The sequence below is a fragment of the Peribacillus sp. NPDC055009 genome, assembly GCF_053608705.1.
Window position 1 is genome coordinate 115,520 of record NZ_JBSGVZ010000010.1, and the last position, 24,091, is coordinate 139,610.

General features: G+C 40.8%; 26 protein-coding genes and 1 pseudogene. 17 read left to right on the forward strand and 10 right to left on the reverse strand.

The genetic code is table 11. The annotated features are described in order from the left end of the window. Positions 1–62: 62 nt before the first annotated feature. Entirely contained in the window at positions 63–428 is a 366-nt protein-coding gene (locus tag ACWF5P_RS16435; RefSeq protein ID WP_452445082.1) for a hypothetical protein, read from the forward strand. Positions 429–526: 98 nt separating this feature from the next. Here ACWF5P_RS16435 and ACWF5P_RS16440 read toward each other — a convergent pair whose 3' ends face one another. Then, a complete protein-coding gene (locus ACWF5P_RS16440; RefSeq protein WP_434169003.1) occupies positions 527–1,675 on the reverse strand; it encodes an aminotransferase A in 1,149 nt (382 codons plus the stop codon). 156 nt (positions 1,676–1,831) lie between these two features. Here ACWF5P_RS16440 and corA point away from each other — a divergent pair, with 156 nt between their 5' ends. Both corA and ACWF5P_RS16450 read left to right on the forward strand, forming a co-directional pair. Beyond that, positions 1,832–2,806, forward strand: a complete 975-nt coding sequence (corA, locus tag ACWF5P_RS16445) for a magnesium/cobalt transporter CorA (RefSeq protein WP_434169004.1) — start codon at positions 1,832–1,834, stop codon at positions 2,804–2,806. A 353-nt stretch (positions 2,807–3,159) separates the two neighbouring features. Further along, a complete protein-coding gene (locus ACWF5P_RS16450; RefSeq protein WP_434169005.1) occupies positions 3,160–4,065 on the forward strand; it encodes a chemotaxis protein CheW in 906 nt (301 codons plus the stop codon). Between the two features lie 54 nt (positions 4,066–4,119). On the opposite strand, the gene ACWF5P_RS16455 is transcribed toward ACWF5P_RS16450, so the two are convergent. Beyond that, positions 4,120–4,626, reverse strand: a complete 507-nt coding sequence (locus ACWF5P_RS16455) for a YkyB family protein (protein ID WP_434169006.1) — start codon at positions 4,624–4,626, stop codon at positions 4,120–4,122. Positions 4,627–4,916: 290 nt separating this feature from the next. Continuing rightward, positions 4,917–5,228, reverse strand: a complete 312-nt coding sequence (locus ACWF5P_RS16460) for a hypothetical protein (RefSeq protein ID WP_434169633.1) — start codon at positions 5,226–5,228, stop codon at positions 4,917–4,919. Positions 5,229–5,390: 162 nt separating this feature from the next. Here ACWF5P_RS16460 and ACWF5P_RS16465 point away from each other — a divergent pair, with 162 nt between their 5' ends. Beyond that, positions 5,391–5,771: a fluoride efflux transporter FluC gene (locus tag ACWF5P_RS16465; protein ID WP_101224518.1), complete on the forward strand. Its 381-nt coding sequence runs from the start codon at positions 5,391–5,393 to the stop codon at positions 5,769–5,771. After that, a complete protein-coding gene (gene crcB / locus ACWF5P_RS16470) occupies positions 5,768–6,130 on the forward strand; it encodes a fluoride efflux transporter CrcB (RefSeq protein ID WP_434169007.1) in 363 nt (120 codons plus the stop codon). The genes ACWF5P_RS16465 and crcB overlap by 4 nt, the downstream gene beginning before the upstream one ends. 169 nt (positions 6,131–6,299) lie before the next feature. On the opposite strand, the gene ACWF5P_RS16475 is transcribed toward crcB, so the two are convergent. Further along, positions 6,300–7,163 carry a metallophosphoesterase gene (locus tag ACWF5P_RS16475; RefSeq protein ID WP_101224520.1) on the reverse strand — a complete coding sequence of 288 codons (864 nt, stop codon included), beginning with the start codon at positions 7,161–7,163 and terminating at the stop codon, positions 6,300–6,302. A gap of 163 nt (positions 7,164–7,326) precedes the next feature. Here ACWF5P_RS16475 and ACWF5P_RS16480 point away from each other — a divergent pair, with 163 nt between their 5' ends. Further along, entirely contained in the window at positions 7,327–9,183 is a 1,857-nt protein-coding gene (locus ACWF5P_RS16480) for an SLC13 family permease (protein WP_230177602.1), read from the forward strand. On the opposite strand, the pseudogene ACWF5P_RS16485 reads toward ACWF5P_RS16480, so the two are convergent. Continuing rightward, positions 9,184–9,388 (reverse strand): annotated as a pseudogene (locus ACWF5P_RS16485) (transposase); the annotation flags it as partial. Between the two features lie 438 nt (positions 9,389–9,826). On the opposite strand from ACWF5P_RS16485, the gene ACWF5P_RS16490 reads away from it, so the two are divergent. The 3 genes from ACWF5P_RS16490 to ACWF5P_RS16500 all read left to right on the forward strand — a co-directional run bounded on the left by ACWF5P_RS16490 (position 9,827) and on the right by ACWF5P_RS16500 (position 12,002). After that, complete coding sequence (locus ACWF5P_RS16490; protein ID WP_241590442.1) at positions 9,827–11,032, forward strand: EAL domain-containing protein; 1,206 nt, start codon at positions 9,827–9,829, stop codon at positions 11,030–11,032. 74 nt (positions 11,033–11,106) lie between these two features. Further along, a complete protein-coding gene (locus ACWF5P_RS16495; RefSeq protein WP_101224523.1) occupies positions 11,107–11,334 on the forward strand; it encodes a hypothetical protein in 228 nt (75 codons plus the stop codon). A gap of 182 nt (positions 11,335–11,516) precedes the next feature. Beyond that, a complete protein-coding gene (locus ACWF5P_RS16500) occupies positions 11,517–12,002 on the forward strand; it encodes a DUF3993 domain-containing protein (RefSeq protein WP_452445083.1) in 486 nt (161 codons plus the stop codon). A gap of 91 nt (positions 12,003–12,093) precedes the next feature. On the opposite strand, the gene ACWF5P_RS16505 is transcribed toward ACWF5P_RS16500, so the two are convergent. Together ACWF5P_RS16505 and ACWF5P_RS16510 are read right to left on the reverse strand one after the other, a co-directional pair. Further along, the gene (locus ACWF5P_RS16505) at positions 12,094–12,327 is read right to left on the reverse strand and encodes a glutaredoxin family protein (protein ID WP_061462251.1); all 234 of its coding nucleotides are present in this window, start codon (positions 12,325–12,327) and stop codon (positions 12,094–12,096) included. Between the two features lie 92 nt (positions 12,328–12,419). Then, entirely contained in the window at positions 12,420–13,379 is a 960-nt protein-coding gene (locus ACWF5P_RS16510; RefSeq protein WP_434169009.1) for an MBL fold metallo-hydrolase, read from the reverse strand. A 183-nt stretch (positions 13,380–13,562) separates the two neighbouring features. On the opposite strand from ACWF5P_RS16510, the gene ACWF5P_RS16515 reads away from it, so the two are divergent. From ACWF5P_RS16515 to ACWF5P_RS16530, 4 genes are all read left to right on the forward strand, one after another. Continuing rightward, on the forward strand, positions 13,563–13,802 hold the full coding sequence (locus ACWF5P_RS16515) for a YkuJ family protein (protein WP_034314086.1): 240 nt from the start codon (positions 13,563–13,565) through the stop codon (positions 13,800–13,802). 115 nt (positions 13,803–13,917) lie between these two features. Continuing rightward, positions 13,918–14,064, forward strand: a complete 147-nt coding sequence (locus tag ACWF5P_RS16520; RefSeq protein ID WP_202190634.1) for a hypothetical protein — start codon at positions 13,918–13,920, stop codon at positions 14,062–14,064. A gap of 122 nt (positions 14,065–14,186) precedes the next feature. Beyond that, the gene (cbpB, locus tag ACWF5P_RS16525; RefSeq protein WP_101224526.1) at positions 14,187–14,627 is read left to right on the forward strand and encodes a cyclic-di-AMP-binding protein CbpB; all 441 of its coding nucleotides are present in this window, start codon (positions 14,187–14,189) and stop codon (positions 14,625–14,627) included. A 129-nt stretch (positions 14,628–14,756) separates the two neighbouring features. Beyond that, positions 14,757–16,262, forward strand: a complete 1,506-nt coding sequence (locus tag ACWF5P_RS16530) for a DHA2 family efflux MFS transporter permease subunit (protein ID WP_434169010.1) — start codon at positions 14,757–14,759, stop codon at positions 16,260–16,262. Between the two features lie 38 nt (positions 16,263–16,300). On the opposite strand, the gene ACWF5P_RS16535 is transcribed toward ACWF5P_RS16530, so the two are convergent. Further along, entirely contained in the window at positions 16,301–17,038 is a 738-nt protein-coding gene (locus ACWF5P_RS16535; RefSeq protein ID WP_452445084.1) for a sulfite exporter TauE/SafE family protein, read from the reverse strand. A 113-nt stretch (positions 17,039–17,151) separates the two neighbouring features. Between ACWF5P_RS16535 and ACWF5P_RS16540 the strand changes: the two genes are divergently transcribed. The 4 genes from ACWF5P_RS16540 to ACWF5P_RS16555 all read left to right on the forward strand — a co-directional run bounded on the left by ACWF5P_RS16540 (position 17,152) and on the right by ACWF5P_RS16555 (position 20,792). Next, entirely contained in the window at positions 17,152–18,036 is an 885-nt protein-coding gene (locus ACWF5P_RS16540; RefSeq protein WP_063231999.1) for a LysR family transcriptional regulator, read from the forward strand. 124 nt (positions 18,037–18,160) lie between these two features. Next, positions 18,161–18,871 carry a 2,3,4,5-tetrahydropyridine-2,6-dicarboxylate N-acetyltransferase gene (gene dapD / locus ACWF5P_RS16545; RefSeq protein ID WP_230177595.1) on the forward strand — a complete coding sequence of 237 codons (711 nt, stop codon included), beginning with the start codon at positions 18,161–18,163 and terminating at the stop codon, positions 18,869–18,871. Positions 18,872–18,946: 75 nt separating this feature from the next. Beyond that, positions 18,947–20,071 (forward strand): N-acetyldiaminopimelate deacetylase, encoded by a 1,125-nt coding sequence (locus tag ACWF5P_RS16550; protein ID WP_427574172.1) that lies wholly within the window; start codon positions 18,947–18,949, stop codon positions 20,069–20,071. Positions 20,072–20,129: 58 nt separating this feature from the next. Further along, a complete protein-coding gene (locus ACWF5P_RS16555) occupies positions 20,130–20,792 on the forward strand; it encodes a potassium channel family protein (protein ID WP_284702805.1) in 663 nt (220 codons plus the stop codon). Positions 20,793–21,530: 738 nt separating this feature from the next. Here ACWF5P_RS16555 and rnjA read toward each other — a convergent pair. Both rnjA and ACWF5P_RS16565 read right to left on the reverse strand, forming a co-directional pair. Beyond that, a complete protein-coding gene (rnjA, locus tag ACWF5P_RS16560) occupies positions 21,531–23,201 on the reverse strand; it encodes a ribonuclease J1 (RefSeq protein ID WP_034314071.1) in 1,671 nt (556 codons plus the stop codon). Between the two features lie 3 nt (positions 23,202–23,204). Then, positions 23,205–23,414 (reverse strand): DNA-dependent RNA polymerase subunit epsilon, encoded by a 210-nt coding sequence (locus ACWF5P_RS16565; protein WP_034314070.1) that lies wholly within the window; start codon positions 23,412–23,414, stop codon positions 23,205–23,207. Positions 23,415–24,091 lie beyond the last annotated feature (677 nt).

A 24,091-nucleotide genomic window follows, 5' to 3' on the forward strand; every position in this document is an offset into this window, starting at 1 on the left:
CTAGCATTTCTATATCATGAATAAGCTGATAGCGACAGCCTTTACAAAAAGGAGTGAAAGCTATGGGCGAATTCGATGATATCAATATGAAATTCCAGGAATTAGAAGATGGTCGATATATTGTAAGGATTGAAGGTTTTAAGCGAGAAAAAACCATTCACCAAACAAAGCCCATTCGTTGGGATCTGAAATTAATGAATGAAAGTCCGCTGATACTGCCGGTGAAATTCAGTCATATCGAAACGAATGCCGGTTTTCAGATCCTGATGCGCGAATTGAAGAGTTTAGGTTTTTTAAAGCCGCGCTCCGCAAAGGAATTTGAAGAAGTGATGGCTGATTTACTTGGGTCAATCGTTGAAGTGAGCCTTACCACGACAAATAAGGAAGAGGGATATCGGGAAATTCGTTTCTTACGGAGGTTGTATTAATTGACTGACTTGGTGAAAAACCTTCGGTAGCATACAACTTTGAAAATAGGAAAACGGCCTTCAATTGTTCATTCAATTGAAGGCCGCTTTATTTTCGGTTACTTTATGGCTAAAAAAGCTTCAATACGATCCAAAGCCTTTTCAAGGGTTTCCATGGAATATGCATAAGATATCCTGAAGTACCCTTCACCAAGGGGAGAGAATGCATCTCCAGGGACCACTGCCACTTTTTCCTGTTGAACAAGCTTAAGGCAAAAATCAAGCGAAGAGGCATAGCCTTCAGGCAGCTTTATAAAAAAGTAAAAGGCACCATTTGGTTTGACTACTTCCAGATTCATCGCTTGTAAGCGGCTGAATACGTATTCCCGTCTCCGTGCATACTCAGTCTTCATGGGGATTGCATCATCTCTGCCTGCCGTCAATGCTGCCAAGGCAGCTCTCTGCGATATGGAGGCGGCACAGGTCACATTGTATTGGTGAACCTTCAGGAGATGCTGAGAGATGGCTGCAGGCGCAAACAGAAGGCCGATTCTCCACCCGGTCATGGAATGGGACTTGGACAGTCCGTTCAGGACGATGGTTTGTTCTTTTAAGAAAGTGCCAATCGAAACATGCTCCTGATCGAATACCAGTTCACTGTATATCTCGTCAGCCAATATGAAGATGTCCTTGCCCCTGACAAGTTCGGCAATGTCCAATAATTCTTCGGCAGATAATGTAACCCCGGTCGGATTCGATGGATAGGGCAGAACGATGCACCGGGTATGCTCAGTTATGTATTTTTTAAGTATATCAGCAGTCAAACGAAATCCATTTTTTGTTGTATCGGCATAAACCGGTGTTGCCCCGCACATCTTTATGATGGGTTCGTATCCCGGATATACCGGACCCGGTAATATTACTTCGTTCCCTGGGGTGAGGATCGTCCGGAACGTAATGTCTATGCCTTCGCTGGCACCAGAGGTCACTATCACTTCATTCTCCGGATCATAGTTAAGCTTGTATTTATCCTTTACATAATTTGAAGCGGCTTCCCGTAATTCCAAATAGCCCGCATTGTGAGTATAAACGGTATAGTCATTATCGATGGCATGTTTTGCAGCTTGTTTAATATGCATCGGAGTTGGAAAGTCAGGCTGTCCTATCGTTAAGGAAATGGTGCCTTCGATATCAGCTACCATATTGTAGAATTTACGGATTCCTGATATTTTAACGTCTTTTACTAGAGGGTTTATTAAATGTTCCATCTATGAATATCCTCCCTTTTCTTACTACATGAATTATGTACAATGTTTGACTCATTCATTCTATTTTATCATTTAGTTTGGAGGGGGAGAAAACTTTTTGAGATTAATGAATTAAAGGTATAATGTATGATAAGAAAATTTTGAGGGTTGATACATATGATAAGGACTTGCGCAATAACTTCTAATCATGAAGTCAGTTTTGGTTTACCGCTAACCGAAATGAATAATTCGGATATCGAGTGGTACTGGGTGGATTTTTCCAACCCCACAAACAAGGAAATCGAACTTTTAACCAATCATTTTCACTTTCATCCGCTGGCAATCGAAGACTGCCTGGATGATTTTAACCAACGTCCCAAAATGGATTTTTATGAGGGCTACCAATTTCTTGTGATACATGCTCTAAGGGAGAAGGTATTTAAAGCAGTGGAATTGGATATGTTTGTTGGTGAAAAATGGATAGTCAGTTTTCATAAGGAAGACATGCTTGAACTGGAAAAAGTATGGGAAGAAATTGCTGGTAATAAAATGTTGAAGCAAAGTCCCTTTTTCTTGATGCATAGGATAATTGACAGGATCGTCGATGAATTTTTCCCGCCTGTTTATAAAATAGAAAGCGAATTGGGCAGCATTGAGGAAAATACTGAAAATGACACGATTAACGAATTGATGGATCAGCTTTTCGATTTACGTACAGATATGTCCAAGCTCCGTCGGACCATATTGCCGATGCGTGATTTATTGTACAGAATGATCTCATCAGAGCGTCTGAATTACTTGAAGGATCAGCACCTTTATTTTAATGATGTGTACGATCATCTTCTTAAATTGACTGAAATGCTTGAATCGTATCGAGATTTTTCGTCAGATATCCGAGATAGTTATTTGTCTGTGAACTCTAATAATATGAATTCAACGATGATGACATTGACTGTCATCACTACCATTTTCATGCCGCTGACCTTCATAGTGGGCGTATACGGGATGAATTTTGAATATATGCCGGAATTAAATTGGCATTATGGCTATTTCCTCATTCTTGGAATGATGGGCGGAATTGCCTTGATGATGTTTTTATTCTTTGTTAAAAAAGGATGGCTCAATCCAAAGAAAAGGTCGCGAAGGAGATGAAAAGACCCAACTGACCTGCTATTTTAAGTGGGTTTAGAAGGGCTGCAAGGCGTTATTTGCTGATCCACCCAATATGGAGGTTTTTATCGAAGAGACAGCCTTACGATCGATATGATGGCCGGTATGGCAGTGGTGAATAATGAGAATGGAAAAAGGGACTCTGATGGGTCCCTTTTTAGTTTGGTATTAATAAATAATCACTTCTTGATTCTTTTTTTAGCTGTGCCCTAAACAAAAGAAATATTTAACCGAATTATTAGGTATGAGTTCATTGATGAAACCATGGTATTTTTCCTAGCGGTTAAATGATTTATGGATTATGAAATGAAAAAGTAGAAGGGCGAGATGAAACAATGGAAGCAAATAAAGGAATATTACTTGAAAGTGGAACGAATGAGCTTGAGATAGTGGAATTCGGTCTCGGAAATAATAAATTCGGCATTAACGTAATTAAGGTGAAGGAAATCATCAATCCTGTCCCCATTACGCTAGTCCCGCATTCGCATCCAAATGTGGAGGGGATCATTGAGCTTCGCGGAGAAGTCCTTCCAGTTGTGAATGTGGCGGATGCTTTAGGATTTCCGCCATCTGAAACTCCTGAGCAGGATAAATTCATAGTGGCTGAATTCAATAAGCAAAAAGTGGTTTTCCATGTCCATACCGTAACACAGATCCACCGTATTTCCTGGTCACAAATCGAAAAGCCTTCAGATATGTATCAAGGCCTTGAAAGTCAGATTATCGGAGTAATAAAATTAAATAGTGACATGTTACTATTACTCGATTTTGAAAAAATAATGGTCGAAATCAATCCCGAATCAGGAATAAACATCCAACAGGTTAAAAAGCTTGGTATCCGGCAAAATTCAGACAAGAGAATCCTGATTGCAGAAGATTCTCCATTACTGAGGAAGCTGCTGTTTGATACATTGTCAGAAGCTGGGTTCAAGTACTTGGAGTTTTATGAAAATGGACTTGATGCATTTAATTATCTGGAGAATTTAATTGATTCAGGAAAAGTGGTTGAAGAAGAAGTGCAACTGGTGATTACCGATATTGAGATGCCTCAAATGGATGGGCATCATTTGACTAGAAGAATAAAGGAAAACGGGGAACTCGCTGGATTGCCGGTGATTATTTTCTCTTCTTTGATTACGGACAGCCTGCGTCATAAAGGTCAGGTCGTAGGGGCTGACGCACAGATCAGCAAGCCAGAAATTGCAGAGCTAATAAAGTTGATAGACAGATTGGTATTATGAATGTGAAACGGGCCTGTGAGGCATTACCTCACGGCCCGTTTGGTTTATCAATGATTAATACTTGGAACCTTTTCCTAAAAAGGAGGATGGAAATGGATTGTGGAAAGGTTGCTTGACCGACCCACGCCCGTGAGCCCTTTTCTCGGTGTTGGTAGGGTTAGGTTGTTTTTCACCTGCTTGTCCAACGTAAGATTGCAGGATCTGTTTTGCCTTGGATAATGACAATGCGGCTTTAGGGTTCCGTATGGAGGCTGCCCGGCTGCCGAGGTGGGGTAGTTTTTTCAAATCTTCCTTAGTTGGAGGTAAATGAAAAACATATGATCCGCATTCGACGATGACGTCGGATTGTTGTGCTGCAAAGCGAGGGTTATCAGAGAAATGAAGTCCAATCTTCTTCGCTTTTCCTTCTTGCATAAGCTTGCTTAATGCGAGCCGTTTTAAATTATATAAATTTTTGGGATCCAATGCAGTCTTTGCATGTTTATTGACAATAAACACGGCTTGGGCAATGGAGTTAATCGAAAACTCATCCCTTTCAGAATGTCCTTTCGTTTGGTTCATCATGGAAACTCCTTTTCTTAATAAGGTTAGAAGGACGTTACAAACAGACGTCCTTCAATCAAAACCTGTTCTTATCTATTGGTTGAAATAGAGACGTGTGCGCAACCAGGCAGAAATAGTGAAAAAACAATGCATGTACATCTCTAAGGTATGACCATCATTTCCTAACACTTTACCTTCTATTCATTTTCATATTATACCACTTCAAAATATATAGTGAAGTAAAATTCAATCTGACGGCTTTTGGTCCAAGAAAAAGAAGGCGTTCAATGTCGCCTTCTGTGCAATCCTTATTGAGTGTATATATTGATATTTTCGGATACCCCAGCCTGTGCGCCGAATTGTTGTTGCTGGTAACCCTGAAAGCCTTGATAAGCAGGATAAGCTGGATAAGCAGGGTAAGGAGGGTAAGCGGGCGGGTATGGAGGAGGATATGGAGGATAGACAGGTGGACGGTTATTGAATAGCAACGGTCCAATTGCCAATCCTGCAACAAAAGCTACAGGCGCCAATAGAGGAAAGAAAGGAAAGAAGCGCTCGTCATTCCAATATTCAGGTCCATATTCATTCCTATATGAATTTCTGTATTCGTTCTGTAGCATCATGGTCTGTGGATAGTGGTAGTAAGGAAAATACTGTGTTTGCATAATTAGCCTCCTTTTCTCAAATTCTTTACATAGTATGGTTTTTTTTAAGAAAAGAGCCTGTTTCATCTTAATCTGTTATAATGAGTCTACTTATGAGAAAAATTCGGGGGGACCTAAATGGATCGATTAAAAAGCATCTTTGCAGTCGGTTTTGGAGGAGCGGCAGGAGCAATATTGCGTTATTGCGTAATCTTGACTGCTGGCCATTCCTTCTTCCCGTTTGGAACCCTATTGATAAATATAGTAGGCAGCTTTTTGCTTGGAATGATCAATGGCTATTTCGCCGCGAAAAAGAAGTCGCTTGTTTTTTTAGTGCTGGGCAGCGGGTTTTGCGGCGGCTTCACCACGATGTCCACATTTTCCCAAGAAGTGGTTAATCTACTGCAGACTTCTCTGCCATTGGCGGGACTGTATCTTGGAGCTACGCTTTTATTTGGTTTGGTCGCTGGTTTCCTCGGACTGGGCCTTTTTAATAGACAAAGAGGTGACTCGCTTTGATTGAGTTTCTTTCTGTTTTTATAGGAGGTTTTATTGGGGCGGCCTCTCGATATGTCTTGCAGATTATTTTTAATAGGCTTTTGCCAGCGGTCTCTATACCCATTAGCATTTTACTGATTAACCTTTTAGGTTCCTTCGGGCTGGGATTGGTGTTTCCGCAAAAAGAGAGCTGGGCTTTATCTTTGCAGGTTTTTCTGACGATAGGTTTTCTGGGTGCTTTTACGACCTTTTCGACCTTCAGTATGGAAACGCTTGAACTTATTAGAAAACACCGTTATATAGATAGCCTTATCTATATAACGGTGTCTGTTTTAGGGTGTATCGGCACTTTCCTGTGTGGCTATTTAAGTATGGTATAACCTTTATGGCATTACCGTTGATTCTGGTAAAAAAGACCTGGTTTTCTCGATATACTTCTAATGCTATAATTCATAGGAGTCCATTATAAATGATACATGGCAACAAGTTGTTTTATCCGCACAGGTTTTGTTAATAAGTCTGGCGGTTTTCCCCTGTTTTCGTTTTCTATCATTTTTCGGCTTGTAATTCGTAAACAGTCAACTCCGGACGTGAAAGAAAACGATAGGGGAGACGGGTAGTGCCAAGCCCTCTATTAACATGTAACGTTAATGAATCGATTTCATATGTGCCTTCCCGGTACTTTTCAGCGTATGGAGGAGTTACAAGGGCACCGGCAAACGGAATTTGTACTTGGCCTCCGTGACTGTGACCGCTTATTTGATATTGGATGTCGTAAGTCCTTGATATGTCGGCAAGATCAGGGGCATGTGAAAGCATAATGGTGAACACTTCTTCCGGGATACCGGAAAGGGCTTTTTCAAAATCCGGCTTTCCTAGCATGGCATCATCAACCCCGGCAATGATTATTTCTTCAGCCGTTAATAAGGTTATCTTAGCTGAAGTATTCTGCAACATGGTAAAATGGGATTTTTCCATGATATCACTGTAAATTTCTGAGCCATATCCCCCATGATCATGGTTGCCATAGATGCTGAACTTTCCAAGCGGCGCTTTGAGCTGATTCAAAACGAGAGGGATTTTCTGGTGAGCCTTGTATTTATTAGGCTGGTCCATTAAATCTCCGGTAAAAAAAATAACATCAGGGTCCAGTTGATTTATCTTATTGACAATTGCTTGTAAATCTTTAAGCTGAAATTGAAAGCCTAAATGCGTATCACTGAATTGGACCATTTTCATGCCATGAAAACTTTTTGGGATAAGCGGGTGTCTGATGATTTTGTGCTTGATTTCTAACCATTTCGGCTCCAAATTATGGGCATAATAGTTTCCGCCAATACCTAAACCGGTTATGGTAGCCAATGTACCAAGACTTTTCTTTAAGAATGTTCTTCTTGATATGGGTTTATTCAAATTAATCAACCTATCTAATATAAAAATGTTACTTCCTCATACTAACAAACAATATACATAAATTGAAGAAAATATCTTCTATAAGCCTATGAAAAACATGTAAACTGGGGTTTGATGAAACCGTATCCGGTTTGAAATTGAACATCTATACGGAGGTAACATGATGACCGAACCAATGTTTATTACACTGATTATACTTCTATGCGCGATTGCGCTTTTTATACAAGGAAAATTTCGAGCTGATTTAATTGCACTTAGTGCACTTTCCATACTGGGTTTATTGGGGATTCTTACATTGGATGAACTGGTGGCCGGGTTTGCGAATCAAGTGGTCATCATGCTGGCTGGGCTATTTATCGTCGGTGCCGGCCTGTTAAATTCAGGAATCGTGGAAAAGGCAGGAAATAAGTTGTTAGGTTTATGTGGGGGCAGTGAATGGAAATCGCTGCTTATCGTCATGCTGACTGCAGGAATATTAAGTGCATTTCTAAGCGGAACAGGAATTGTTTCCATACTGCTTCCGCTCGTTATGAGCATGGCCTTACAACAAAAAACAAGTCCGACAAGGTATTTATTGCCCCTTGCCTATGCAAGCAGTATTGGGGGGCTATTAACACTTACCGGTACTCCCTCCAATATGATCGTCGCTGATGTATTACGTCAAAACGGAATAGGGACTTTAGAATTTTTCGACTTTACACCTGTTGGCTTAATCGCCTTTGCAGCAGGGTTATTCTTCATGTTGACACTCGGGCGCCTGTTGCTTCCCGAGAAAACGATTGCCGCGAATAACAGTGTCAAGGGACTGTCTGCAGGGGAGCTTGCCGGCATGTACAAAGTGTATGACCGATTGCATTATCTGCACATACCCGCTACTTCCGATATTGTTGGAGAAAGGCTGTCAGACCTCCAGCTTCCTATTCAGTATGAATTAACTTTGATTGAAATCCAGCGGAAGCCAAAGGACAAACAATTGCCGCTGCTGCAAAGACAGCTGACGATTTCAGCCAGGGCGGATGAAGTTCTTCATCCTGAAGATGTCATTTTGGTGTTTGGAGAAGAAGAAGCAGTCGAGAGGTTGGCACTTAACTATGAACTGGAGTTTAAACATTTCAATACAGAACAAATAAAGAAACATTTTCTTAGCAGTAGATTTGGATTGACAGAAATATTAATCGTCCCGAATTCGGATTATGAAAATCAAACCTTGATAGATGTGCATTTTCGCGAGAAATACCAATGTAATGTGCTGGCAATCAATCGGAATGGCGAATATATTCAAGCGGATGTCGGAACGGAACGCTTGAAACCGGGAGATGCAATCCTGATACATGGAGAATGGGAGAACATTGAGAGGATTTCCTCGGATTTACAGGATGTCATCGTTATTGGAAGTACTTCAGAAGATGGCTCTCCGGTCAACTCCAGGGGGAAAGCATGGATCGCATTGGGAATCACTGCATTGATGGTCATTCTTTTATCGATGGAGTCCGTCCCTGCTGTATTATCGGTACTGACTGCAGCGTTGTTGATGGTGATTACTGGCTGTGTCCGTTCGATGGAGGATGCATACCAAAAGATTAACTGGGAACCTGTTCTCTTGATTGCTGCCATGTTCGGAATAACGGCTGCTTTGGATAATACGGGTGGAGTGAGAATGATAAGTGATTGGCTGGCCGTTTTATTCAGTAATATCGGGGCACACGGCATATTGGCGGTCTTTTACCTCCTGACACTGATACTGAGCCAATTCATCCCATATGGAGCCGCGACAGTAATCATGACGCCCATTGCCCTGACATCTGCGGTGAATCAAGGAATCGATCCGCTTCCTGTGTTTCTATGCCTTGCCGTTGCTGGAAGTTTGGCGTTATCCACTCCAAGGGTTGCCACTACCAACGCGCTTGTCATGACGGCGGGTGATTACAAGCATAAAGATTTTATCATGATCGGGATATCCATACAGATCTTCATTGGTGTTATCATGGTGATCACAATTCCGTGGTTCTTCCCTTTTTGATCAGACTGAAGGCATTGTTCCATTTATGGACAATGCCTTCGGTTTCTTTGAATTAATCGCAGCGAAAGTAAGCATCCCAGCAATCGACAATTTTTTAAGTCCCCTTAAAGTATTCAATGCATACCATGCTTTTCTTTTGCATCTGCGGATACAAGCTCAATCGTTTCTTTACGTTAGCATATATAGGTTTTATATCTTGATGATGACACAGATATGCATCCTCATCACATCAAGTTTTATTAATTCTAAAACCATGAAGACTTTAGGCAAAGGGTTCTATCTAAAAGTTAAACAAAGTTGATTGGAACGGAAGGTACGAGACTCCTGCGGGAAAAGCGAGGCCAGGGGAGACCCCGCAGGCGCAAAGGCGCCGAGGAGGCTCCCGGACCGCCCGCGGAAAGCGAGTGCCTGGAGAGGAAATCAGCGTTCATTGTACAAACCATAAAAAACGGTAGGCATTGTTCCATTTATGGACAATGCCTTTTCGATGTATTTCTTTTCAAAACGATAGGATGAACGGGTATTTTAATGTTCTGAAAAAAGAGTTGTTCAGTAGGAATTAAAATTATTTATTATCAATGCCGGAAACTAATGGTATAATTTTGGCATATTGGTGTTTTCGTAATTAGGGGGAAGATGCATCATGGATACAGAAAAGATATTAAAGAATTTAGACAAGGTGACACCATTCTTTCAACCGATTTTCAGTGCAGATCAACATCAGGTAATCGGGTATGAAATTCTAGGGCGCTATGAGGAACAGGCGGAATATAAAAGCCTTGGCCCTTTTTTTCACGATTCTGCAGTGCCGGAAGAGTATAGGGTGGAAGTGGATAATTACGTACTTGAAATTGCCTTGGAGAGAATAAAAGACTATGGTGAAGATTTTCTTATCTTTATCAACAGAGATCCTAATTTGCTTATGCTGGATCATGGCGAAGAATTCATGGAGATATTACATCGTCATTTTCAACCGGAGGAAATGCACCGGATCGTGCTGGAATTATCAGACACGATCAGTCCGGAAAACTTAGATCCTTTGCAGCATGTGCTTGCTTACTTTAAAACATATGGGATTAAGATAGCTTTAGATCATTTAGGGGAAGATACGCAATTGGACCGAATCGCACAGATTTCTCCGAATATTTTAAAAGTTAACCTGGACCAGCTTCGCATTTCAGGTGGAGATGCCTATCAGGTCATCCTGTTTTCTCTAAGCATGCTTGCACGAAAAATCGGCGCCAATTTACTATTTGAAAACATTGAGTCCGAATACCAGCTTCGCTTTGCATGGAAGAATGGGGGACGATATTATCAAGGGTATTTTTTGGCGAAACCGGAAGGCGAGTTCATTAATAAAGATTTACTTCGTGAAAAATTCCATCAAGAATGTCAGTCTTTCATTTCTTTAGAGACCAAGAAGCTTGAAGCCGTTTATCAAAAGACTTTGCAATTCAACGAGAATATGCAAAACTTCTTAAAGCAGCATAAACGGGCCGGCTCCCATGAAGAGTTTCTTGGAGTTTTGGCGAAAAAGTTGGATTCCGTATGTTTCCGGCTTTATATTTGTGATGAAGAAGGGTATCAAAAATCTCCCAATATCCTCCATAAGGACGGGCAATGGTTAGTCCAACCGAGCTATATGAATAAAAATTGGAGCTGGAGACCTTACTTTCTCGAAAATATCGTAAAGATGCGTAATCGGAAAACAGGAATACTATCCGATTTATACAGTGATATCGAAACGGGAGAAACCATTCGGACCTTTTCATATCCCCTGAATAATAAGGAATACATTTTCTGTGATCTTTCTTATAGTTATTTATATGAAAATGAAGCATTGTTATAAAAAACGATTCATGAATATAATCGCTTTAAATGTGTAACGATAAGCAGAAATGATGCGCTTGGAGGAGACATATTTTGAGCACGTACATCTGGATTCTAATCATAATCGTTACAGTCATGGCGTTATATCTGCTCTTTTATACTTATTCTGTGGCAAGGGCACAGAAAGTGAAAGCCAGATATGATTCGACTATCGATGATACAGTTAAAGAACATCCTTATTTAAAGAACCCGATATTAGTTTCTCTTTTAGTTGGGACGATTTTGGTTGCCGGTTTTATTTTTTACTATGCTTTTCGATAGGTGTAAGAAGAAGATTTCAATATCATGAAATCTTCTTTTTTATTGTGAAGAATGGGCAATGGTTTCAAGGTCTAACGGAGAAATTAATTTTTGTAGTTTGGCTTTGATCTTGACGGGTATTGAAAGACATGGGCAAAAATCCGAATCATTAGGAGAAATTCTATAATTAGGAGATGATTGTAATGAGTAAATATTTAGTTGCTTGTCTTGCTAGCGTCCTTTTATTTTTAAGTGGAGGGTTCACTGCTTCAGCGGAGGGCTTACATAGAGAGGAAGTATTATCCTTAGTACAGGATGCCATGGAGAATCAAGGTTCGATCAGTGAGGAAGTACGTACTAAGGAAGCGATTGAAGGGAAGTTGGATAAACATTTCACAGATGACTTCATCGAGAAGTTCGTCCAAGCGAATGTAGTGAAAGTCGATGGCGGTTATACCGCATTTGGATCAGATTTCGCACCATATTATATCCCATTTTTCAGCTACGACAAAAATACGGAAATTATATATGGGAAAAACGGTGACTTCATTTATGTTCAGGAGGAATTCCAGGACACAGGTGACGGACCTGTATCGATGGAAAAACATGTTGAATCAGTTACTTTGAAAAAGGAAAATGGGGTTTGGAAGATAATGGACGTAAAGTATGGAAGTAAAAAAATGGAATAAGGGATTTAGAGGAAAGTCCTTCAAAGCTGAAAAGTATAGAGGCTGAAATGAAAAAGTCCAAGGAAGGTTACAGCCTTCCCTGGACTTTTTGTTATATATTCAGTTCTTTCTTTATTTCGTCCAATTCAAAACCAATAATGGCTTTCCCATCGATGACGACCGTCGGTGTGGAATAGGCGCCATATTTATTCGTTAGTTCTTTTCGTGCATGTCCATCCGCTTTAATATCTTTTTCTTTGTATACGACATTATTATCATCAAAGAACATTTTCATGATTTTGCAGGGAGGGCAATCAGGTTGGGTATAGAGCGTAACGTCTTTCATTTCATTCCTCCATGTATGCTTTAGGTAAGGGTTACTTTTTCATTATAGAGAATGCCAAGACATTTGAATAGGAAAAAACCTTAAGGACCATTCTACCGATCTTTATCCTGTTTTATCAGGTAGTCTATCAATCCCATGGAACAAACGTTAAGGTCCATGGCAATGATATCAAAAACAGGATGATCAGCGGTGATTCCCTTTTCGCTTAAATGAACAGCGACCTTCGTGAAAATATTTTTACTGGTAGCTGCCACTTGTTCCTCGAAGCCAGCATATTCCCTATATGCCGATTTGGCAGTCTCCACGAATTTAGGCAGCCAGTAATGAAGTTGTTTATAGACTTCATTAGGATTTTCCGATACCCCGTAATGACCAAAATATATACGTTCGACGCCGATGCTTTCATACAATTCCGCTGCAGCAAGCATCGCATCGGGATTAAATTGGTTTGGCGATGTGGACGGTAAGTAAAATTCCAAACCTTCTTCATCGAGTTCACGATAATAGATGCCTACGGTGTCACCTGAAAACATCCCTTTTGAAACTGAATCGAAAATGCTTAAATGATGGTTAGCGTGTCCTGGCGTGTCATAAAAGGTCAACTTGGAATTTTCACTTGTTTTTAGCGATTCCTTATTATGTTTAGTCAGGATTCTATCTATTGGAATAGGTAATATCGGATTGAAAAGCTTGTTGAATTCTTCACCATAGACCGCTTTAGCTCCAGCTATCAAACGTGTTGGATCTTCTAGATGCCGTGCGCCTTTTGGGTGGACGATCACTTTCGCATTCGGACAATGTTGTAAAAAAAGTCCTGCTCCGCCTGCATGGTCCAAATGAATATGGGTAAGAATGATATATGTAATATCTTCGAGGGCGATTCCCAAATGTTCGAGCCCCTTCATTAAGTGGGGGATGGAAGGGCTGGCAGAAGTTTCGACTAAGGTGATGTCTTCATCGGCAATTACATATGTTCCTGTACGATTTCTTCTATCCAAATCAAAACCATCAATCAATGAAATGCGATATCCAAGCTCACTAATGTTTTGCAACTGAATCTACCCCCAGAAAATTTTTCATGTACAAAATCCATTCCTTATTTTATTCTGTTAATAGTGCCATGTAAAGAATGAAGTTTTAAATTATTCTGAATTTATTTCAGCGTGGCTACTGGATAGAAAAGTATGGTATAGTGAAACCTATCGAAAAGGTTTTATTCAGAAAGGAGAGGGAGTATGTCTCAATTACAGGGCATCCTTACCAGATTGAAAAGTCTTCAAGAGCAAGCGAAGGAATCTGAATCTGCTCAACGTTTTTTTGAAATAGATGGTGTGAAAAAGTGCCAGGTTACATATTTCAGCAAAACAGAAATGTTCGAGCTTGAAGTATACAGTGATAAAGGGAAATCATCTAAATATCAATTCGATAATATTGATATGATTACCATTGAAATCTTTGATCTTCTTCAATCTTAAAAAAATCACAAAAAGCCGCCTTCCATTGGAAGCGGCTTTTTTATTTTGAACCGGTCAATTTTTACTTGAATGAAGTAGTGATTTTTACGACATCTTATTAATTGGAGGGATGTAAATGAAAAATCCAATGGTAATATGCCCGGCATGCGGTGAGGAAAGGGAAATGGAAAATGTATTAACCGCACAATCCAACCAAAATGTGATTTACCAATGCCCGGAATGCGGTTTTAAACAGGTTAACATCAAAACTAGTAAGGGCTAAGGGTCTATTGCGGAAATCCCGCCGATTGGGATTTTATTGGTCTAGGAATGAGCCTTTTCCGCTTACATATGTTAAACTATAGAAAGAGCTGTATATAAAAACATATGGTAAGGGGTTTTAACATGATCGGTACTCATGATGGGGATTTATTGGAAACCAGCGTTAAAGACTTAATGATTTCTTCTGAACGCGTGGCCCACGTGCAGGTAACCAATAATTTAGAACATGCACTATTGGTATTAACAAAGAGCGGTTATACGGCCATTCCTGTGTTAGATCCAATGTATAAACTGCATGGTTTAATTAGCACACCAGTCATTCTTGATTCAATCTTGGGACTGGAGCGAATTGAATTTGATAATCTTGAGAATAAAAAAGTTTCCGAAATAATGAATATAGAAATACCTCGCCTGCATATTGAAGATACATTGACCAAGGGTGTGGAATTGTTGATTGATCATCCGTTTGTCTGTGTAGAGAATGACGAACATGTATTTGAAGGTATCTTAACGAGAAGGGCAATCTTGAAAAAGGTATTTAAACAAAATACACCTGATAAATAAGCAAGGCATAAAATGATGGTTAACCTCAAGACTCGCCAGTTGGCGAGTTTTCTTGTTTTTTTACATATTCTACCCAGCTAGTGGTAAAGTCTATAAAAACAATTAAGGTCTAAGGGGAGGATGCGGGAATTGGGCCAAGCAGTGGATAGTGCAAAAGTGCAGAATGAAAAATTGAAACGTCCCTTCATACTAGCTGCCATCATGTTGGCTATGTTTATGAATGCTATTGAAGGAACGATCGTTTCGACGGCAATGCCAGCCATTGTAAGTGATTTAGGTGGTTTTTCACTTTACAGCTGGGTGTTTTCAAGTTATTTGCTAATGAACGCCGTAACAGTCTTGATTTATGGTAAGCTATCGGATATTCTCGGAAGAAAACCTGTCTTATTGTTTGGAATCGTTGTCTTTTTAATTGGCTCCATTCTTTGCGGCTTTGCCGATTCCATGACGGAACTCATCATTTATCGCTTTGTACAAGGATTCGGGGCGGGAGCTGTAGCTCCTGTAGCTTCGACGATTGTTGGTGATATTTATAAAAATGAAGAGAGGGCCCGCGTTCAAGGGTATCTATCGAGCGTTTGGGGCATTTCAGCGGTCATGGGACCCGCTTTGGGCGGCGTGCTCGTTGAATCCCTGACATGGAAGCTTGTCTTTTGGGTTAATGTTCCTTTGGGCTTATTATCTTTTATTGGGATTTGGCTTTTCCTTCATGAAAAAATCGAAAAGAAAAAACGTGATATCGATTACTTGGGTGCAGCGCTATTGACGTTATCCATATCCACTCTTATGGTGATACTCGTAGAAGGAGGAGTGAAATGGTCATGGGCTTCAGCTCCGGTCATTTCCTTAGCATTAGTGGCCATCATCACCTTCATCTTATTCATCCTTCAGGAAAAGAAAGCGGCCGAACCGATGATGCCATTTGAAATTTGGCAGGAGCGTTCGATTCTGATTGCGAACCTTGTATCCCTGACGACAGGGGTGATGATGATTGGATTATCAAGTTTCCTCCCGACATTCGTTCAGGGCGTGATGGAGCGCTCACCCACGGTAGCTGGTTTTACATTGACAGCCATGTCGATTGGCTGGCCGATCGCATCAATGATCTCAGGCAGGTTATTGATGAAAATAGGATTCAAATCAACCTCCCTCCTTGGAGGGTGCTCATTGGTCCTTGGGAGTTTGATCCTAGTATGGATGAAGCCGGAGGCCGGGCCACTGATTGCTGCCATGGGATCATTCTTTGTCGGTGTAGGCATGGGGTTGACTTCTACCTCATTCATTGTCGTCATTCAAAAAACAGTTAGCTGGGAACGCAGGGGCATTGCGACAGCTTCCAATATGTTTATGCGTAATTTAGGTAATACGGTAGGTGCCGCATTGCTTGGAGGAATCATGAATATGAGACTTCAAGCCTATTTGAACGAGCATGCGCCTTCCGGCTCGGGAGTGACGATAAATACGGCTAACAAACTGTTGAACAGTGAAGAACGCATGTCGCTTCCTGAAAATGTGGTGAAGGTTTTACAGGAAGGACTTACATTGTCACTGCAGACGATTTATCTCATTGTTCTAGTCTTCTCTATAATCAGCTTCCTGTTACTTACGAGATTAAGAAAAAATAAGAAGGCATAGAAAAAAAAGGCAGACTCTTTAAATGGAGTTTGCCTTTTTTAAGGAAACGCGACTCTGATGATCAATTGAATCAATAATGCGATCGTGACCGAATGTAAAATGAATTTCAATTGTCGAGTGGAGATTTTTTGAGCCACCCGCAGGGCCAGCTGTGATCCGATTAGGGAACCTATCGTGTAATAAATGGCGATCTCCCAGGCAATGTTACCGGCAAGGAAATAGGTGATGAATGCAGCTGTACAGCTAATGAAAGTTTGGAATCTAGTAAAAGCCAGGGATTGAAGGTAGGTGGCCCCATTTCTTAAAAAGGTATACATGAGCATGGTTGCCTGTCCCGGTCCGAACATACCGTCATAAACACTGATTCCGAATAGGGATGGGTAAACCTTTTTTGGGAGATGCCAATCCGTATCACCGGAAGGTTTCGGTTTTTTTATGAAATTCATGATCAAAGCGACAGTCAAAAGACAGATGGCCAATAGATTCATCGCCTTTTCAGAGAATGAATTAGCAAGCAGCCCGCCACAGAAGCCACCGAAAAGGGCAAATGGGATTAACTGGAGGGCATCCTTCAGTTTTAACTGTTTCTTCTTGAATAAAATATAAAAACTGGAAAAAGAAGAAAACATATTGGAAAACTTGACTGAACCAATAACCTGGTGGATGGGTAAACCTATCAACAAAAGGGATGGCATGCCGATAAGACCGCCGCTCCCGGCCAATGTGCCGACAAAGGATGCTACAAAACTGATGACAAGCAATAAAATGATCGTCAAAGGATATCTACTCCGTTTCTTTTCACTTGTATTATAAGCCGACTTTGTTGATAATAAAATTTAAATAAATTAATTCATCACGATAAGATTTGATTATCAAGAGGTTGGTGTGTATGTCATTTTCAGAATTTCATTTATTATCCGTGCTTGCTCAGGAAATGAATATGAGAAAAGCGGCTGAGCGGCTGTTCGTTTCCCAGCCTGCTTTATCTCAGCGTTTACAATCAATAGAAAAGGATTGGGGCTCGAAACTGTTTTTGCGTTCACAAAAAGGGCTGTCACTGACGCCAGCAGGCGAAGCGGTAATTCGTTTGGCCAATGAAGTCATAGAAAAAGAAGAAAAGGTCAGGGAAAGTATCCAAGCTATGGACCATGAAGTATATGGGACCTTGAAGATAGCCTGCGCCTCGATTGTCGGTCAAAATTGGCTGCCGCAAGTATTGAAAAAGTTCGTCCAAAAATACCCGTATGCCAAAATTTCCTTGATCACTGGCTGGAGCAGTGAGATTTTAAAGTCTTTGTATGAAGGGCAAGTGCATATTGGCATCATAAGGGGAGCCCCGGATTGGAAAGGGGTAAAACAGCATTTATTCACGGATATGCTTTATTTGGTGGATACTGAAATGAAGGAACTGAATCAAGTGTTCGAAACGGACCGGCCATTCATTCAGTTTAAAAGCGATTCTAATTATTACCAGGAAATCCAGGACTGGTGGCATCGTCAATTTAAAACGACACCAAAAAACACCATAGTCGTGGATCAAATCGAAACATGCAAACAAATGGTGTTTAATGGTATAGGATATGCGATCCTGCCAGCCATCACTTTACATGATAAGGATACGAATGTTTTTAAAATCCCTCTACTGGATGGGCATAACCACTCAATCGAACGTGATACATGGCTTTGCGGCTATGAATCTGCCTTTCAGTTAAAGCAAGTTCAGGCATTCACGGAAGTGGTGAAAGAGCATATTCGTGACCAAGGAATGTTATAGGTCCGCCTACGAAAATGACAATAGGGCAGAATAATATATAAGAGTGACATTCAACTTGTCTTGCCGGCTGTTGTCTGGTAAATTTAAAACGAGTAATGATACATATTTAGGAGGTTTACCAGGAATGAATAAAATGGATGCACACGAAATTATTTCTTTTATCTCAAATAGTAAAAAATCTACACCTGTAAAGGTATATGTGAAAGGCGATTTAGAAGGCATGGATTTTGGTCCAGCTTCTAAAACTTTCATTACAGGAAATACAGGGGTTGTATTCGGTGAGTGGTCTGAAGTCGAAGAAGCAATCAAGGCAGCAGGAACAAAAATCGAGGATTATGTAGTTGAAAATGATCGTCGTAACTCTGCCATTCCTTTATTGGACCTAAAAGGCATCAAAGCCCGTATCGAGCCTGGTGCAATAATCCGTGACCAAGTATCCATTGGAGACAACGCAGTCATCATGATGGGTGCATCAATCAATATTGGTTCTGTTATCGGTGAAGGTACAATGATCGACATGAACGCAATACTGGGCGGACGTGCAACAGTGGGCAAAAACTGTCACGTAGGTGCAGGTGCCGTTTTAGCAGGTGTGATCGAGCCGCCTTCCGCACAACCGGTCATTTTGGAAGATGATGTGTTAATCGGAGCCAATGCGGTCGTACTGGAAGGTGTCAAAATCGGTGAAGGTTCCGTTGTGGCTGCTGGTGCAGTTGTAACGAAAGACGTTCCTCCATATTCCGTGGCTGCTGGTATCCCGGCGAGGGTCATTAAACAAATTGACGAAAAAACAAAATCAAAAACAGAAATCATGCAAGAACTTCGTCAACTTTAATTTCTTTAGTGAATATTGCCTGAAGCGTGGATAACTATATCCACGCTTTCTGTATAGGGAGGGAATAACGTGAAAATAAATCCTTTTGCCGAGATCCGGCGTGATTTGCATCAAATACCGGAGATAGGATTCAAGGAATTCAAGACGCAGCAATACCTACTGAATTACATAACGAACCTTGCCCAGGAGCGAATGGAAATCGAAACTTGGCGGACTGGGATATTCGTGAAAGTGAAGGGAAGGAATCCGCGAAAAACTATTGGCTACCGGGCTGATATTGACGGTCTGCCGATAAAAGAGGAAACCGGATTACCGTTCACATCCAACCACGAGGAATATATGCATGCCTGCGGTCATGATTTTCATATGAGCATAGGTTTGGGGTTATTGACATATTTCACTGAAAATCCGATTGATGATGACTTGCTATTCATTTTCCAGCCTGCAGAAGAGGGGCCTGGAGGAGCTGAACCAATGCTTAAATCGGAAACCATGAAAAAATGGAAGCCGGACATGATCCTTGCTTTACATATTGCTCCAGAGTATCCAGTTGGTACGATTGCCGTAAAAGAAGGGCTTCTATTTGCCAATACATCTGAATTATTCATCGATTTGAGGGGGAAAGGGGGGCATGCAGCCTATCCGCATGAAACAAATGACATGGTCATTGCGGCCTGCTCGCTTGTAGGGCAGCTGCAAACAATCGTTTCAAGGAATGTCAATCCACTTGATTCAGCTGTCATTACAGTTGGGAAGATTACTGGAGGCACCGTTCAAAACATTATTGCGGAGACAGCACGGTTAGAAGGCACAATACGCACCCTTAACCCCGAATCGATGGTAAAGGTCAAGTCAAGAATAAAAGCGCTTGTGGATGGTATACAAGTGGGATATGAGTGCTTGGCTGATATCGACTATGGAGCTATGTATCACCAGGTATATAATGAAGAACGGTTGACCAGGGAATTCATGGAATTTACAGAGAAGTCAAATGCTGTTCATTTGCATTGTTGTACTGAAGCGATGACTGGTGAAGATTTTGGATATATGTTAAAGGAGATTCCAGGATTCATGTTCTGGCTGGGGGTTGCATCGGAATACGGATTGCACCACGCCAAGTTAAGTCCTGATGAAAAAGCGATTGAACTCGCGATCAATCACTTGACGGAATATATAACGTTTAAAGGAAGCGAAGCGTAAAAATGCTTTTCAGTACAGAACATGCTCTAAAGAGAGAACGAATCACGTTGGAGGGCTTATTGTGAAAAAAGAATTTGCGGTGATTGGACTTGGCCGTTTTGGAGGCAGCATAGTCAGGACATTAGCTGAAGAAGGATTAGGGGTTCTGGCCATCGATGCTGACGAAGATCGAGTGAATGAATTTGCCAGGATAGCTTCACATGCCGTTGTAGGGGATACTACAGATGAAAATGTGCTTAGAAACATAGGTATTCGTAATTTTGATCACGTCATTGTAGCGATTGGCGAGAATATTCAAGCTAGTATATTGACGACCCTCATGCTTAAGGAATTGGGTGTCGGAAATGTAACGGTTAAAGCGCAAAATGATTATCATGAGAAGGTTCTCCGGAAAATCGGGGCCGATTTTGTCGTGCATCCCGAACGAGATATGGGAAGAAGGATTGCCCATAATATCGTCTCCAATAATATTCTCGATTATTTGGAGCTTTCTGATGAACACTCCATCGTCGAAATTGTTGCCAGCCAAAAGATGAATGGAAACTCGATATTTGACCTTGATATCCGTGCTCACTATGGGCTGAATATCGTCGCGATCAAAAGAGGGAACGAAATAAATGTCTCCCCGCAGGCGAGCGATTTAATTCATAAGGGTGATATATTGATCGTCATCGGCGCGGATTCGGACATCAATCGCTTTGAAAAAAAAATTGTGGAATAAGCAAGCGTCCTGATAAAATCGAGCAGCGCTTTTATCAAAGGAAAACAAAAAGGTTTCGGAATGGTCTCATTCCGAAACTTTTTTGTTTTTTAAATTGGATTTGAAGTAGTTATAGAGAAATAGCCTGCATCGACATTTTTTAATTCCCTTAAGTAGTCCTACGAAAACCATTCTTTTCTTTTACATCTGCAATTACACGCAATATTGTTTCTTTGCGTTTCGCATATAGATTTTACATCGACATAATGATCTTTACTTTCTGTACACTGTGATAAAAGTGAACAAGTCGTACAAATGGGTTTGGATGATTAATACTCTCCATTTTGGTTTATTTCTTCTTGAAAGCGTACTGATAGGCTCGTGTTTCCGGCACTGGCTTTCCACAGGGTGGAATCAACAAATACATGCTTCTTATCAGTTTACTTTCGGAAGCTTTCCATTAAGATGCGATAGAAAATCTATTCAAGTATCCTTATCACCACAAGTTTTAATACTCCTTTTTAAAATAAAAAAGACTGTAGGCAAAAAGAGTTCTATCTACTGTTAAAACAAAGTTGATTGGTGCGAGTGTTCTCTAGACTCCTGCGGAGTACCGCGGCCAAGGGGAGACCCCACAGGCGCCGAGGGGGCTCCCGGAAACCCGCGGAAAGCGAGTGCCTGGAGTGAATTCAACGTTCGAGATTTACAAACCCAAACAAAAAAAGCCCAGCCAAATGATGGCTGGGCTTCTTCTATTATTTATTGCACTTCCATGATGATTGGTAGGATCATCGGACGGCGTTTAGTTTTTTCATATAGGAATGGAGATAGAGTGTCTGTAATTTCATTTTTGATTTCAGACCATTGTGTAGTTTTGCGATCCATCACCTTATTTAGATGCTTGGTGATCAAGGATTGAGCATCGCTGATCAGGTCTCCAGATTCTCTCATATAAACAAATCCGCGTGAAATGATGTCAGGACCCGATGCGATTTTGAATTCCTTCATATTGATGCTGACAACGACGACGACAAGACCTTCCTCGGAAAGAATCCGACGATCTCGGAGAACGATATTACCGATATCCCCGATGCCGCTTCCATCGATATAAACCGAACCTGAAGGGATTTTACCAGCGATTTGTGCTGTGTTTTCACTTAAGGAAAGAACTTCACCATTATCCATGATAAAGCAATTTTCTTCCGGAACTCCGCAATCGACTGCATGGCGGGCATGAAGTTTTTGCATACGGTATTCACCATGGATTGGCATGAAGAATTTTGGTTTTATCAAGCGAAGCATTAGCTTTTGTTCCTGCTGTCCTCCGTGCCCCGATGTATGAATGTCATTCAAAGGACCTGAAATGACGTCTGCTCCTGCACGATATAATTGATTGATCGTTCTGGAAACACTGATTGTGTTACCTGGGATAGGTGAAGAAGAAAATACGACAGTATCACCAGGGATGATTTGAATTTGGCGGTGAGTGCCATTCGCTATGCGCGACAGCGCTGCCATTGGTTCCCCTTGGCTGCCTGTACAAAGGATGGTTACTTTATTCGCAGGCATGCGATTCAATTGCTGTACATCAATAAATGTATCTTTAGGCGCTACGATATAACCAAGATCTTGTCCAATTGATATGGCTGAATCCATGCTCCGGCCAAAAACGGCTATTTTACGTCCGTTAGCCACGGCTGCTTCCACAACTTGCTGAAGGCGATGGATGTTCGATGCAAACGTTGCAAAAATGATCCGGCCGTCAACCTTACGGAAAATGTCTTGAATGGTATCGCCGACACGGCTTTCGGACATAGTAAAGTTCTGCACTTCACTATTTGTGCTATCCGAGAGTAAGCACAATACGCCTTCTTTACCGATTTCCGCCATCTTGGTCAGGTTAGCAGGCTCGCCCACTGGTGTGAAGTCGAATTTAAAATCACCAGTATGGACAATTTGTCCAGGTGGCGTTTTAACGACGATCCCATAAGAATCAGGGATACTGTGAGTTGTGCGGAAGAAAGAAACGGACGTCTTCCGGAACTTGATCACTTCATCTTCACTGATTTCAATCATGGTTGTCTGACGTAAAAGGCCGTGTTCTTCCAATTTATTACGAAGCAGTCCAAGTGCCAGCTTCCCGCCGTATACAGGGACATTCACTTTTCTAAGTAAATAAGGAATCCCGCCAATATGGTCTTCATGACCATGGGTAATGAAAACACCTTTAATTTTATCTACATTTTTCTCTAAATAGCTGTAATCTGGAATCACATAGTCAATACCGAGAAGTTCATCTTCAGGAAATTTAATTCCAGCATCAATGATGATGATTTCATCTTGAAACTGAACAGCATATGTGTTCTTACCGATTTCGCCTAAACCGCCCAGGGCGAATACAGCTGTTTGATCGTTTTTTACAAATTTCATAAATTATAGCTCCAATACTTTGTAATCTTCATTTTGTTTTTCATATTCTAAATATGCTCCGGTTACGGGTAGTACGATTTCTACGTTATAAGGTTCTTTTTTTAATTTTAAACGGACGTCACGAACGGATTCACCTTCGACAAACATTGTTTTAGTATTCTCCCTGATGGGAACCTCTGATATGGTTACTTGATAGTATACCTTAAAAACCATTTTAATCTCTCCTCACTTGTTTGCATTGCTTTTTTCATTATATATAAAAACAACAATTTTTTCATGTTTTTCAACATCATGTAAAAATAAACCCAGCTCCGCCATAAAAACGGAAGGGGTTTGATGAATTAAATATACCAATGTCTAAAAGTATATAAAAAAATAGATGGCAGATTTGGTATCAACCCGATTGTAGCTTCCTCTATCTTATATCCTATCCGTTTTTGCCATGTGTAAAACTTAAATCATCTGATCTTTTTTTCGCAAACGATTTCTTTCTAAATTAATATAGTATCACTGTGTACAGCGTTTCATGAAAAGACAACGACTCATATTTTGATTGAAATATGTATTCACCTGACCATATAAAAGCCAAGAAAGAATGCTTAACAAGAACTTTACAACAAGGAAGAAGCCCTCCGCAAGTTTTTGAAGGGCTGTCCGAAAAAAATTCGCATATGGATGACGGCCAAGGCAGGAATGAGTGGCAAATCATGCGATAGATTTTTTTCTTAAAAGATCATTCCACTGTTTAACAAGCTTTTTACGAAGCTTTTTTAACATGGCGATCACGCTCCCTTAGTTATTATTGTATAGGATTATTCAATAATGTAAATACGTCTTTACAGGTACTTGGCCCATTTTTGAAAAAAAAGGCTCATTCAAACAAGCAACTG